The sequence below is a fragment of the Ferrovum sp. PN-J185 genome, assembly GCF_001581925.1.
GTDB lineage: Bacteria > Pseudomonadota > Gammaproteobacteria > Burkholderiales > Ferrovaceae > PN-J185.
This window is the reverse complement of the sequence record NZ_LQZA01000001.1, coordinates 322,399-335,896: the sequence shown is the minus strand read 5'-3', so window position 1 is coordinate 335,896 and position 13,498 is coordinate 322,399. Positions and strand designations below refer to the sequence as shown.

At 40.6% G+C, this 13,498-nt stretch carries 14 protein-coding genes; 9 read left to right on the top strand and 5 right to left on the bottom strand.

Annotation, left to right across the window (positions count from 1 at the left end; genetic code table 11):
* Positions 1 to 6 precede the first annotated feature (6 nt).
* Genes FV185_RS01645 through purM form a run of 4 tightly spaced genes read right to left on the bottom strand, consistent with a single transcriptional unit; the run spans position 7 to position 4,232 of the window.
* Positions 7 to 1,266, bottom strand: coding sequence for a mechanosensitive ion channel family protein (locus tag FV185_RS01645; protein WP_067492936.1), 1,260 nt, complete (start codon positions 1,264 to 1,266; stop codon positions 7 to 9).
* 11 nt (positions 1,267 to 1,277) lie between these two features.
* Entirely contained in the window at positions 1,278 to 2,528 is a 1,251-nt protein-coding gene (locus FV185_RS01640; RefSeq protein WP_067492933.1) for an RsmB/NOP family class I SAM-dependent RNA methyltransferase, read from the bottom strand.
* A complete protein-coding gene (gene purN / locus FV185_RS01635) occupies positions 2,525 to 3,121 on the bottom strand; it encodes a phosphoribosylglycinamide formyltransferase (protein ID WP_067494184.1) in 597 nt (198 codons plus the stop codon). Before purN ends, FV185_RS01640 begins: the two co-directional genes overlap by 4 nt.
* A gap of 52 nt (positions 3,122 to 3,173) precedes the next feature.
* The gene (gene purM / locus FV185_RS01630) at positions 3,174 to 4,232 is read right to left on the bottom strand and encodes a phosphoribosylformylglycinamidine cyclo-ligase (RefSeq protein ID WP_067492932.1); all 1,059 of its coding nucleotides are present in this window, start codon (positions 4,230 to 4,232) and stop codon (positions 3,174 to 3,176) included.
* Positions 4,233 to 4,325: 93 nt separating this feature from the next.
* Between purM and FV185_RS01625 the strand changes: the two genes are divergently transcribed.
* The 9 genes from FV185_RS01625 to FV185_RS01585 are packed head-to-tail and all read left to right on the top strand — an operon-like array spanning position 4,326 to position 10,863.
* A complete protein-coding gene (locus tag FV185_RS01625; RefSeq protein WP_067492930.1) occupies positions 4,326 to 5,366 on the top strand; it encodes an AI-2E family transporter in 1,041 nt (346 codons plus the stop codon).
* A 10-nt stretch (positions 5,367 to 5,376) separates the two neighbouring features.
* The gene (hda, locus tag FV185_RS01620) at positions 5,377 to 6,057 is read left to right on the top strand and encodes a DnaA regulatory inactivator Hda (protein WP_067492928.1); all 681 of its coding nucleotides are present in this window, start codon (positions 5,377 to 5,379) and stop codon (positions 6,055 to 6,057) included.
* A complete protein-coding gene (locus FV185_RS01615; protein WP_067492926.1) occupies positions 6,054 to 6,728 on the top strand; it encodes an HAD family hydrolase in 675 nt (224 codons plus the stop codon). The genes hda and FV185_RS01615 overlap by 4 nt, the downstream gene beginning before the upstream one ends.
* A gap of 3 nt (positions 6,729 to 6,731) precedes the next feature.
* The gene (pcnB, locus tag FV185_RS01610; protein WP_067492924.1) at positions 6,732 to 8,045 is read left to right on the top strand and encodes a polynucleotide adenylyltransferase PcnB; all 1,314 of its coding nucleotides are present in this window, start codon (positions 6,732 to 6,734) and stop codon (positions 8,043 to 8,045) included.
* Positions 8,042 to 8,533: a 2-amino-4-hydroxy-6-hydroxymethyldihydropteridine diphosphokinase gene (folK, locus tag FV185_RS01605; protein WP_067492922.1), complete on the top strand. Its 492-nt coding sequence runs from the start codon at positions 8,042 to 8,044 to the stop codon at positions 8,531 to 8,533. The genes pcnB and folK overlap by 4 nt, the downstream gene beginning before the upstream one ends.
* The gene (locus FV185_RS01600) at positions 8,530 to 9,174 is read left to right on the top strand and encodes a deoxynucleoside kinase (protein WP_067492920.1); all 645 of its coding nucleotides are present in this window, start codon (positions 8,530 to 8,532) and stop codon (positions 9,172 to 9,174) included. Before folK ends, FV185_RS01600 begins: the two co-directional genes overlap by 4 nt.
* 42 nt (positions 9,175 to 9,216) lie before the next feature.
* Positions 9,217 to 10,050, top strand: coding sequence for a pantoate--beta-alanine ligase (panC, locus tag FV185_RS01595; RefSeq protein ID WP_067492919.1), 834 nt, complete (start codon positions 9,217 to 9,219; stop codon positions 10,048 to 10,050).
* 5 nt (positions 10,051 to 10,055) lie between these two features.
* The gene (locus FV185_RS01590; protein WP_082786975.1) at positions 10,056 to 10,247 is read left to right on the top strand and encodes a DUF465 domain-containing protein; all 192 of its coding nucleotides are present in this window, start codon (positions 10,056 to 10,058) and stop codon (positions 10,245 to 10,247) included.
* 10 nt (positions 10,248 to 10,257) lie between these two features.
* Entirely contained in the window at positions 10,258 to 10,863 is a 606-nt protein-coding gene (locus FV185_RS01585) for a hypothetical protein (protein WP_067492915.1), read from the top strand.
* Here the strand turns inward: FV185_RS01585 and alaS are convergent.
* Complete coding sequence (gene alaS / locus FV185_RS01580; protein WP_067492913.1) at positions 10,860 to 13,451, bottom strand: alanine--tRNA ligase; 2,592 nt, start codon at positions 13,449 to 13,451, stop codon at positions 10,860 to 10,862. The genes FV185_RS01585 and alaS overlap by 4 nt on opposite strands.
* Positions 13,452 to 13,498 lie beyond the last annotated feature (47 nt).

Here is a 13,498-nt window from a genome sequence, read left to right as displayed (position 1 = left end):
GTTACGTTAACGCGACTCAATTTGTGCGCTGCCGCGTACGAGATCCACAACAGTAAATTGTAAGCCCATGGCGTTCATCGTGACATAAATATCTGCTAATAATTGACTGCGAATGCTATTGTCAGATAATTTGGCATCAGCAATCCAATATTCAAGCAATAACTCAAGGCCATGTATACCTAAATGAGTGAGCTGTAGCGTAGGCTCTGGCTTAGTCATAATCAACGATTGTTGTTTTGCCAACTCTTCAATAACCGTCTTTACTTGACCAAAGTCAGTACCGTAGGGCATTTGTAGTTTAACTGTCCTATATAAACCCACACCGCCTTGCGTGTGATTAGTTAAGGATTGGGTCATAAAGGTTTCATTCGGTAACACAAACAGCGTGCCGTCCCCTGCTTTGAGAGTAGTACAGCGCGCTTCAAGCTTTAGTACCTCTCCTTGTTTCCCGTCAATAGTCACAATATCGCCAAGACGCACAGAACGGTCAGCCAAAATAATAAAACCACTTACATAATTGCTAGCGATTTTTTGTAACCCGAACCCTAAACCCACACCCAACGTCCCACCCAATACAGAAAGGAAAGTTGAGTCAATACCAACCATGGGTAGCGTCATGATGACAGCCAAGAAGAGAATCAGTCCTCGCAAAATTTTGACAGCAATCGCTTTGGCATTCCCATCTAGAGTTTCTGTACGCATTACTTTGCGTTCAATACTCGAACCTAACCACAAAGCTAGGGCCACCATAATTGAAAACACTAAAATGGCTTGAATTACCTGCAGCAATGAAACAGTACTACCACCTATGGGGAAGGTAATATCACGCAAAATATCTAAGAGTGGTACCAGTAAGCCAGTAATGTGCAGAGCAAATCCTAACCATACCAAGCGTACAAATACTGTTTGTAAACTCAACACACGCTCTGAAACACTGAATATATGTTTTAAAATATAAACACCAATGCGTGCCAACCCCAGTGTCAGCGTCAACGCAAGAGCCATATGAACAATTGGCGAAGGTCTTCCTTGAGAGAAAAAGCGCGTGAATAAGTCGAGCGTCACCGTTGCCACTAAAGCAAACACAATACCCCGTAAATCCTCTCGAAAACGATGGTCACTAGTCTGCCTTGCCAATACAGACGAGGCGCCAAAAGCAATAATTAAAGAGGCAAAAATAACCGGGACTTGCCAAAGATGCTTGGGTTGAAATAAAGCTTGAAAAAACTCAATTAAAGTAATGCCATAGTCACTGACATCGCTCATAAAACCACTCCCTAACTAACCTTACGTTGCCATATCGCAGCAAAAAAACCATCGGTACCATGTTTATGAGGCAAACACTTTAAATACTGCTCACCAGATAAACCTAACTCTAATTGCTCATTATTGGTTAACACAAAATCTGGATGTTTCTCAGAAAACCACTTTACTTGATCTTCATTCTCTTCGAATAAGATACTACAAGTAGCATACATAAGCATACCACCAGGTTTTACACAATGAGCAGCTGACTCTAAGATTGCTCTTTGTTTTACCACTAATTCATCAATTCCTTGAGCGCTTTGTCGATATTTAAGGTCTGGATTACGTCTTAAGGTACCAAGTCCGCTACAAGGAGCATCAACCAACACTCGATCAGCCTTACCATTAAGTCGTTTTACTCGTTGGTCTCTTTCACTCTCAATTAATACGGGCATAATGTTTGATAACCCAGATCGTTTTAATCGCGGTTTTAATTGATCAAGACGTTTTGACGACACATCAAAGGCATAAACACGTCCATGATTATGCATTAGCGTTGCCAATAAGAGTGTTTTCCCTCCAGCGCCAGCACAAAAGTCAATAATTAAATCACGTCTTTTTGGCGCTAACATTAATCCTAGTAACTGACTACCTTCATCCTGAATCTCAAAATAACCTTTTTTGAATAACTGCAAATCCTGCAAAGAGGGCCTACCCTGAATGCGTATCCCAAGAGGAGAATGCGGCGTGATACTGGCATTAAATCCTAAACTTAATAACTCATTTAATACTTCTTCGCGACTAACCAAGAAAGTATTAACTCTGATATCAAGCGGTGCCTCAAACATCATCGATCGCCCCAAAGCGAGTAACTCTTCCTCTGGGTAGAGGTCTTTTAACTTGTTTACTATCCACTCAGGTAAACCGGTTTTGGTAGACAGGCTAGGCGTTACGGGACTTGCTTTAACGTCTTTCAACCATTGCAATTCCTCTGAGGTACATAATTTCTCAAGATCGCGTAAACTTCTACCCTCAATTTTCATATGAAAGAGTAAAGCCAAACGACGAGAAGCATGAATCGGTGCAAAGGGCAGCAGACTTTCTGCGTGTCTTAATATGCCATATACCGTCTCAACAATATAGCGACGATCATGTCCACCAATTTTTGATTGTTCCCGAAAAAACTGACGCAACACCGCATCAGCGGGTTTCACGAATGACAGCACCTCATTAAGTGATTCTATCAATGATTGAAACTGGTTAAGGTGAATGGGTGTAGTCATGAATTTAGGCTAGGCGCTATTAACGTCTGCTCTGCATTGTCAGAGGGTAATACCACCATGTGTTTATCTCTCCACTGTAAAAGTCCTTGAGCCCACCACTGAATCACGCGTGGGTAGATGACATGCTCTTCTTTTAATACACGCTGTGCCAGAGTAGCCTCATTATCACTGGATAATACAGGTACAACAGCTTGTGCGACGATCGGTCCTGCATCTAACTCTTCTGTTACAAAATGAACGGTACAACCATGCACTTTAACACCAGATTCAATGGCTCTTTTATGCGTATGTAATCCAGTAAATGAAGGCAAAATAGAAGGATGAATATTAATCAGTCGACGCGTAAAGTGATTCACAAACGTCGGTGTTAGGATACGCATAAATCCTGCTAATACCACCAACCCAGGATGATACTCTTCAATGACGTCAATTAATTGTCTGTCATATTCAAGTCGAGTTGCATAAGAGCGATGATCGACAATGCGCGTTGGAATCCCTTTATCTTGGGCAAAAGCCAGTCCTGCAGCATCGGGTTCGTTACTAATTACTGCAGCGATATGAATAGGCAAATTTGCCTCTACAATTGAGCGCATGTTGGAGCCACGCCCAGAAATCAAAATAACAATGTTCGGTAAGCTCGTCACGCTAAATAACAACTGTAGCAGGTTGGTCTTGATGACGCTCTTTAATAATCCCTATTGGCGAGGCTTTTACTCCCTGGTTTGCTAATTGATCTAACGTTGACTGTTTATCCTGAGGAGACACAATAACGACAAAGCCAATACCACAGTTAAATACTCGATGCATTTCATCCTCTTTAACTTGTCCCACTTGCTGCAACCAATTAAATACGGCAGGACGCTGCCAACTAGATGAGTCAATTTCAGCTTGCAACCCATCAGTCAGTACACGCGGGATATTATCCACTAACCCACCACCAGTGATATGCGCCATGCCTTTCACTGTAACACTTTTCATCAAAGATAATATAGGTTTCACATACAGTGCTGTGGGACGCATCAATACGTCACCTAGAGTCATTCCTGGATAATGCTCCCCAGGAAAGAGCTCATGCCAACCCAAACCTGAGCGTTCAACAATTTTACGAATTAATGAATAACCATTTGAGTGTGGCCCACTGGAAGCAAGACCAATCACCACATCGCCTGCAACAATACTTTGACCATTGACGAGTTTGCTTTTTTCAGCAATTCCCACAGCAAAGCCTGCCAGATCATATTCCCCTTGCGGATACATGCCAGGCATTTCTGCCGTTTCACCACCAATTAACGCACAACCCGACTCTTCACATCCTTTTGCGATGCCTGAGATAACACTACTAGCAATATCTACATCCAAGTGACCACAAGCGAAATAGTCTAAAAAGAACAAAGGTTCAGCCCCTTGTACTAAAATATCATTCACACTCATGGCAACCAAATCAATCCCCACGCTATCATGTCGATTGAGTTCAAAGGCCAGTTTTAATTTTGTACCTACACCGTCGGTCCCTGATACTAAAACAGGTTCTGAAAAACGTTTCCCAATTTCCACAAGAGCAGCAAAGCCGCCAATACCACTGATGACTTCTGGTCGCAGGGTACGTTTAGCTAAAGGCTTAATTCTTTCAACAAGCGCATCTCCTGCGTCTATATCAACACCTGCATCACGGTAAGATAAGGGGGAATTTAAACTTTCAGACACAAAACTCTCCAAATTTATAGTCAGACTGGGTGACATCACTGTTTGACCTGTTAAAATAGATCAACTATGACTCTATCAACTATTTTAACCTAAATGTCACGAAATAACCCTATTTCTGCATCAACTCCCTGGGGATTGGTAGCAGTACTTTTTGTTTTATGGCTGGTTTATTCTTTATCAGCTATTTTAATGCCATTTGTAGCAGCTATTTTACTCGCTTATTTGTGCTTTCCCGTGATACGCCTATCACAACGCTTTAACATACCAAGAGTGATTAGTACCCTAATAATGCTTGCCATTTTACTAGGTATCTTAGCGCTCCTTTTGTTGGTGGTATTGCCATTGCTGTTTCACGAGATTAATCAACTTCTTCAACAACTACCGACAATTCTTGATAGGTTAAGACAAGGCCCTCTGCCTGGCTTACCAAATTTAGCGTCTGACAATACTTGGCTCGATTTAACTAAAATCAAATCTAATGTTATTGATTATCTCCATTCTTCTAATAACCATGTTGATAAATTAGTTCAATCTGCCACCCATGGTAGCGCTATCGTTATTGAGTCAATATTAAGTTTATTACTCATCCCAGTGGTCTTTTTCTATTTATCTAAAGATTGGGAAACAGTGGTTCAGTTTTTACTTAACCTTTTCCCTCAAGAGCAACATCAACGGGTGTCAATAATCGCAAAAGAAGTTGACACAGTACTTGGACAATATCTGCGTGGCCAACTATTGGTTATGCTTATTATGGCTACTTTCTATAGCCTTGGCCTCTTAGCAATCCATTTAAAAGCGGGTTTTGCCCTAGGACTACTAACAGGAACATTAGTATTTATTCCTTACCTGGGGGTATTCACAGGTTTTCTACTGGCATTTATAGCCAGTGTTGCCCAGGACCCATCTTTTTCTTTAAGTTTATATGTTCTTTTAGTATTTATTATCGGACATGTTATTGAAGCCTGGATTGTTACCCCAAGAGTGGTTGGGGAAAGAATAGGCCTACATCCTGTCATGGTTATATTTTCTTTATTGGCCTTTGGTCGTTTACTGGGGTTTTTCGGTATTTTAATTGCTCTGCCTATGGCTGCTAGCGTTAAAATTATCCTCAAACATCTACGATCAGATTCATAGTTTATATCCAATGCGTCAATTAGTTCTTGAAATACCCCCCTTACATCAGCCAAGTTTAGACAACTTTGTGATAGGGAATAATGCAGAAACTATCTCTTTACTGTTTAATTGGCTTAGCGGTGAAGGTGAACAAATTATCTATCTATGGGGTGAAGAAGGAATAGGTAAAAGCCACTTATTAATGGCGCTTCATGAAAAATTACAATCAACTCAACAATCAGTGCAATTCGTTAAAATCACTGAAGGTACCCTTTTTGACGAATGCAAAGATCAATTTTTATTAATTGATGATGTACACAAACTATCGCGCGCGGGGGCAATCAGTTTATTTAACCGGTTTAACGAAAGACGTGAACAGCAGCTTTCCCTCTTAGTTAGCGGAGACGCTCCCCCCCATCAACTCCCTCTTCTTCCTGATTTAGCTACACGGTTAAGCTGGGGGCTTGTATTACGTTTACATGCCTTAAGCGATGAAGAAAAAATTAAGGCATTACAACAACACGCACACAACCTAGGTTTTCATCTTCCACAAGAATTAGCTTGGTATTTACTTCAACGTTGGCAGCGTGATATTCGCTCACTGCTACAAGTCCTAGAAGAATTAAATCGTTGGTCGCTGTCTTTACATAAACCGATTACAATGCCACTAATACGTGACGCATTAAATAACTTAAGAGAACAATCTGCATGAGTAACAAACGATTAGTATTATTTGATCTCGATAATACCTTATTGAGTGGAGATAGCGATTTTGAATGGGGCTTATTTTTAGCCAGCAAAGGGGTACATGACCGTACCACCTACGAAGCAAAAAACCTTGCCTTTTACGAAGACTATCGTGCCGGTCGTCTTGATATCGATGTATTTTTAGATTTTCAGTTAGGCCCTTTAGCTCGACATTCTCGCCATCAACTAAATCTATGGCATAGTGAATTTTTACAAACGCGTATACAACCACTAATCACTGATAAAGCCAGGGCCATTATTGCTAAAGAAAAAGAAACCGCCGACTTAATGGCTATTGTGACTGCCACAAATAGCTTTGTGACCCGCCCCATTGCTGATTTATTGACTATTAAACATTTAGTAGCCACAGAACCTGAGGTATTAAGTAATGGTGAATATTCAGGTAAAGTCTCCGGTATCCCCTGTTTTCAAGCGGGTAAAATCACTAAAGTAATGGATTGGTTAAATCATCTCAATTATCAGTGGCAAGATTTTAACGAAACTGTTTTTTACTCAGATTCATTGAACGATCTACCTTTATTAGAAAAAGTCAGTCATCCTGTGGCAGTTGATCCAGATAACACGCTACTTTCACATGCCAAAGAACGGGAATGGTCAATTATTTCACTGCGTTAAATTATGATTAAACAATTTATCAACAAAGTACTTAAACGCAAGCAAACCAATTCAACCCTTAAGGTCACTGTTATTGGTCCTTCTAAGCATCATATCGATAAAAACCATATTAGCCATTGCGCCCTAGGGGTCATCAAACAATTGCAAGAGGCTGGGTTTCAAGCTTACATAGTGGGTGGGGCGGTACGTGATTTACTGCTGGGTAAAACACCCAAAGATTTTGATGTCGCAACCAACGCCACTCCCGAACAGGTTAAACGAATCATACGCCGTTCACGAATTATTGGCCGGCGTTTTCAAATTATTCATGTACAGTGTGGCCAAGAAATTGTTGAAGTTTCTACCTTCAGAGCCAAAAGTGGTAAAGAGTCCCTGCATCAACAAGTGGATGAACATGGTCGTCTAACGCGAGATAACGTATTTGGCACCTTAGAAGAAGACGCTGAACGACGTGATTTTACGATTAATGCCTTATTTTATGATCCTCAAAAAAATGAAGTGCTCGACTATTTTGATGGGGTTAAGCATCTCAAGCAAAAACATATCACCATGATTGGCGAGCCAATTCAGCGTTACCGAGAAGACCCTGTTCGTATGTTAAGAGCAGCACGCTTTTGCGCTAAACTGGGTTTTACTTTAGACAATGCGTGCAAAGAACCTATTTCCACTCTTAATGAATTACTTTTAAATGTACCTGAATCACGATTATTCGACGAATTATTGAAAATTCTTTTATCAGGTCATGCGGTAAATAGTCTGGAACAATTGCGTCAACTCAATTTAGGAAGTTATTTAATTCCCTCCTTAGACAATACGCTATCAGATAAACAAGGCGCGTTATTTATTCAACAAGCATTACTTAATACAGACCAACGAATTGAAAAAGAGTTGGGGGTATCACCCAGCTTTCTTATGGCCACACTGCTGTGGCCTAGCTTAAATTTACGCTGGCAACAATATTTAAATAAAGGTGAGAAAACTCTACCTGCATTATTTACAGCAATTCATGAGGTACTAGTTGAACAAGATGAAGTATTAATGATCCCGAAACGCTTTGAAGGTACTATGAAAGAGATATGGGGACTACAACCTCGTTTTGAACAACGTTCCGGTCAGCGTCCTTTTAAACTACTTCAGCACCCTCGTTTTCGTGCAGGTTATGATTTCCTTATACTACGCGCTCAAGTGGGTGAAATAGATCCTGCAATTGGTCAATGGTGGACAGAATTCCAACATGCTAAGCCTGAAGACAGAGAAACCATGTTAGTCAAACCTGACAGACCCATTACACGAAAACGCAGGAAACCCAAAGCATGAGTCGCGTCTTTGTCGGGTTAGGTAGCAATCTTGATCAACCATTACAACAATTAAAAAAAGCCATTACAGAACTCGATCATATTCCGCGTACTTCAGTAGTTCGAGTCTCTCCTTTTTATCAAACCAAACCGGTTGGTTACCTTGATCAACCAGATTTTGTAAATGCAGTGATTGAATTAACAACATCTCTTCCACCTAAAGAACTGTTGACTCACATGCAATTTATTGAAGAACAACATGGACGAGTTCGTACTTTCCAAAACGCACCACGGACTTTGGATTTAGATCTTCTTGCTTTCGATCAATTGATCTACCATGATAATGAACTTACACTCCCTCATCCTCGCATTCAAGATAGGGCGTTCGTGTTGGTGCCATTTAATGATATTGCACCGGAGTTTATAATTCCTACTCTCGGTAATGTGAAAGATCTTGCCCTACAATATCAATATGATGATATGCACATAATGGAAGAACCACTCGTATGAAACTCTTAGGTGAACGCTATCGCTATATTGCTGTTGAAGGCCCTATTGCCGTTGGTAAAACCACGTTAACTAAATTGTTATCAGCCACTCTTAATGCTGAGTTAATGTTGGAAGATGCTGAGTCCAATCCATTTTTAGAGCGCTTTTACCGCCAACCCGACCGTTATGCCTTTGTAACACAGATGTTTTTTTTGTTTCAAAGAACACTACAAGCTTCTACGCTGAAGCAACGTGATTTATTTGAGTCTCCAACTGTATCTGATTTTTTACTAGATAAAGATTTGTTGTTTGCTAAACTCAATTTAGCCAATGATGAGTTTGAGTTATATCAGCATATGTACCAGCATTTAAGACCTACTACCCCTACACCTGACTTGGTTATCTATCTACAAGCTTCTGCTGATGTGCTGATAGAAAGACTTGATCGACGCGGATGGTTTGTAGAAAAGCCTATTTCTGAAAAGTACTTACGAACCATTGCGGATAGTTATGCACAGTTTTTTCATGACTACGATGCATCGCCCTTATTAATTGTTAACAGTGATAATCTTAATTTTGCCGATGACCCGGACGATTACCAACTGTTGTTAACACGCATACAACAAATAAGAAGTCGTCGAGAATTCTTTAATCGTGCATAAATGCATGAGACAATATGACAAATTATGTCAAAAAGCCATACTATGGATGTTATTACTACTGTTGAACAATTAAGAAAAAGATTGGCTAACGAGAAAAACGTTGCCCTCGTTCCTACTATGGGCAACCTTCACGCTGGTCATATCCAACTCATTAAAGAGGTGAAACCTCGGGCTGCTTGTCTTGTCACCAGTATTTTTGTTAATCGTTTACAGTTTGGCCCAAGCGAAGACTTTAATCGCTATCCACGAACTCTGGAAGCTGATTGCGCTCATTTGTTACAAGCCGGTTGTGATGTGGTCTTTGCTCCTGATGAAAAGGAAATCTATCCCACCGCTCAGGAATATACAGTTGATCCTTCAGAATTACAACATGTGTTAGAAGGAGCTTTTCGACCAGGACATTTTCGTGGGGTAGCCACAGTTGTTCTTAAACTGTTTAATATGGTGCAACCACAATTAGCCATATTTGGTAAAAAAGACTACCAACAATATTTGGTTCTAAAAGACATGGTTACTCAATTGGCCCTACCCATTGAAATCGTTCCCGCTGAAACCGTAAGAGCAACTGATGGTTTGGCATTGAGTTCTCGTAACAGTTATCTCTCACCCGTTGAACGAGAAGAGGCGATACAATTATATCGACAGCTCTCCTCTATTAAGCAAGCGATTATGGAAGGCAATTCAGATTTCAACGCTCTTGAAACGTCAGCCACCAATTATCTTAATGCTCGCGGCTGGCAAACAGACTATATCGCAATTCGCTCGCAGGACCACTTACAAGAAGCGCAAACCAACGATAATCGTTTGGTTGTACTGGGTGCATCACGATTAGGTAAAACGCGTCTTATTGATAATCTTGAAATTGAATTAAGATAGGATAGATGATGCTGATCGAGGACTACATCAATACACTTAAGGATCAGCATAAACAAATTGATAGTCAAATTAATGACCTATCATATCAACAACATAATTATGAGTTTGAAATTCGCCGTCTTAAAAAAATAAAATTAAAACTAAAAGACCAAATTGAGCAGCTTGAACGCTCATTAACCCCCGATATTCCTGCATGAGGTTGTCATAATGTCAGCAACTACTTATATGATTAGTATCCACAATTTGGATGAAGCAAAACTTGCCCGTGACAAGGGAGCACAACTTATTGAAGCAATACATCCAAATAATATGCAATCGATTATGCCCTTAGGCGAATTACGACAAATTACCAAGCATTTTGAAGATGTGTGTCCCGTGGGTGCGTTTTGTGGTGATATCCCTATGCAAACACAACGTTGGATTGAGGCCATAGAAACACTCTCGGCAGCCGCAGTAGATATTATTATTCTCCCCATTCGCTTTCCAGGAGAGTTAACTACCCTATTACAAGAAACGGGACATCTGACCGATTTATACCCAACATGCGCACTAATTAATCCTTTTTCTTTACCAACAGATATCAGTATGGAAACAGTCATTGCTGCAATTGGTGGATGTCATTGGATGGGTATTTGTTTAGAAATAAACAGTGCGATTGATGAGCCGTTATTAACCACACTTCACAATTGGATTAACTTAATCCACGAATCGGATTTAATGGCTGGGTTATCTGTCAACCATTATTCAAATACTCTAGAACAAGTTGAGGCAGATTTTATTCGTCTGCCTCTGTCTCAATTCAATAACGTCTAGAGTAATTTGTCGCACCAGTCAAATACAGAATGCAGTGCTGTACTGAGGTGTTCAGGTTGTGTTCCACCTGCTTGCGCCATATCTGGACGCCCTCCTCCTTTTCCTCCAACCTGTTGCGCTACCATATTAATTAATTCACCTGCCTTCACTCTACCGGTTAGATCTGGAGTAACACCAGCAATTAAAGACACTTTTGTTTGATCCTTAGAACCCAGCACAATAATCGCAGAGGATAAATGAGACTTTAATGCATCCAGTGTCTCGCGTAATGTTTTACTATCTGCATCACGAATTTCAGCACTGAGTACTTGTATGTTTTTAATTAACTTTACTTGATTAACTAAATCCACACTCTCCGACTGAGCCAGTTTAGCTTTTAACTTTTCCAGTTCACGCTCAAGCTGTTTCACATTATCCAACATGAGTGATAATTTCTGTACTAACTCTTGCGGAGGAGATTTAAGTTTTAACGCAGCCTCAATTAATTGATCCTGTTCTTGATGCGTATAATCTAACGCCAATTGACCTGTAACTGCTTCAATACGTCTAATACCTGATGCGACACCTGATTCACTGACAATACGAAAGAGACCAATGTCACCCGTTCGCCCCACATGTGTTCCGCCACACAACTCAGTGGAGAACCCTCCCATCCCAACCACACGCACTTCATCACCATATTTTTCACCAAACAATGCCATTGCTCCTTTTTTAATGGCGTCATCGTAAGTCATAATACTTACGGCAACAGAATGGTTGTCGCGTATTTGTTGATTAACCAAGTCCTCAATGCGACGTTTCTGTTCTTGCGTGACAGGTTTATCATGAGAAAAGTCAAAGCGTGTTTTATAAGGATCAACCAAAGAACCGCGCTGATGAACATGTTCACCTAATACTTCACGTAATGCTGCGTGAAGTAAATGCGTTGCAGAATGATTCCATTGAGCCGATAAACGTAACGCTTGATTCACTTCAGCACGGAGTGTATCACCTACTTGAATTTTACCCGTCAAGACTTGCCCCACATGACCAAATACCTGTGACTGGATTTTTTGAGTATCACTAACATTAAATGTACCATGAGAGCTGATAAGTTGACCTTGATCTCCTACTTGCCCACCTGACTCAGCATAAAAAGGAGTTTGATTTAACACAACCAAACCATGTTGACCATGATGGAGTTCATTAACAGCACTTCCTTCGTGGTAAATAGCAATAATCTCGGCATCGGAGAATAAATGTTCATACCCCAAAAAGTCTGTACCTGAACCGGAGTAATCAATTTGATGTTGGGTCGTAAATTTTGATGCTGCTCTAGCTCTTTCACGCTGTGCTTCCATGGCTTGCTCAAAGCCTGCTATATCCAGTGCAATACCTCGCTCACGTGCAATATCAGCTGTTAAATCCATCGGAAAACCATAAGTATCATATAGTTTAAATACGGTTTCTCCACTGAGCATCTTATCTTCTTGATGAAGTGCTTCTTCCAATACTGCCATACCATTCTCAAGCGTTTCAGCAAAGCGCTCTTCTTCTTGCAACAGGACTGCTTTAACTTGATCTTGTTTGGCTACCAATTCAGGATAAGCAGCACCCATCACACGACTTAAATCAGCAACCAAACGATGGAAGAAAGCATATTTTTGTCCTAACTTATAGCCGTGACGTATTGCTCGCCGAATAATGCGACGCAATACATAACCCCGTCCTTCGTTACTTGGAATAACGCCATCGACCACTAAGAAAGAACAAGCGCGAATATGATCAGCAATTACTTTAAGTGAGTTGTGACTCAAATCAGTAACGTGAGTTTCTCTGGCTGCAGCTTTAATCAGTTCTTGGAAAAGATCGATCTCATAATTACTATGTACGTGTTGCATGATCGCTGAGATTCTCTCTAAACCCATACCAGTATCAACAGAGGGTTTAGGTAACGGATGTAATACCCCTTTCTCATCACGATTAAATTGCATGAACACAAGGTTCCAGATCTCAATATAGCGATCACCATCCGCTTCAGGGGTACCAGGTGGACCACCAGCCACCTCTGGGCCATGGTCATAAAAAATTTCGCTACAAGGACCACAAGGACCAGTATCTCCCATTTGCCAGAAATTGTCAGAGGTACTAATTCGTGTAAAACGATCCTCAGGAATACCAATTTCTTTCAACCAAATAGAGGCAGCCTCTTCATCATCATGGTAGGCTGTAACCCATAACTTTTCTTTGGGAAGCTGTAATTCTTCTGTTAAAAACTGCCAAGCAAAATGTATGGCATCCCGTTTAAAGTAATCACCAAAACTGAAGTTACCGAGCATTTCAAAGAAAGTATGATGACGGGCTGTATAGCCTACGTTTTCTAGGTCATTGTGTTTACCGCCGGCTCTTACGCTACGTTGACTACTGGTTGCACGAGTATAAGGACGTTTATCGACGCCTAAAAAAACGTCCTTAAACTGAACCATACCTGAGTTGGTAAATAATAAGGTTGGATCATTAGCAGGGACCAGAGGGCTTGATGGCACAATGGTGTGTCCGTGACGTTCAAAAAACTTTAAAAATCGATCTCGAATCTCAGCAGATTTCATGGCAATAGTTTAATAAATAAAATAAATAATACTTATTCTACCAAAAA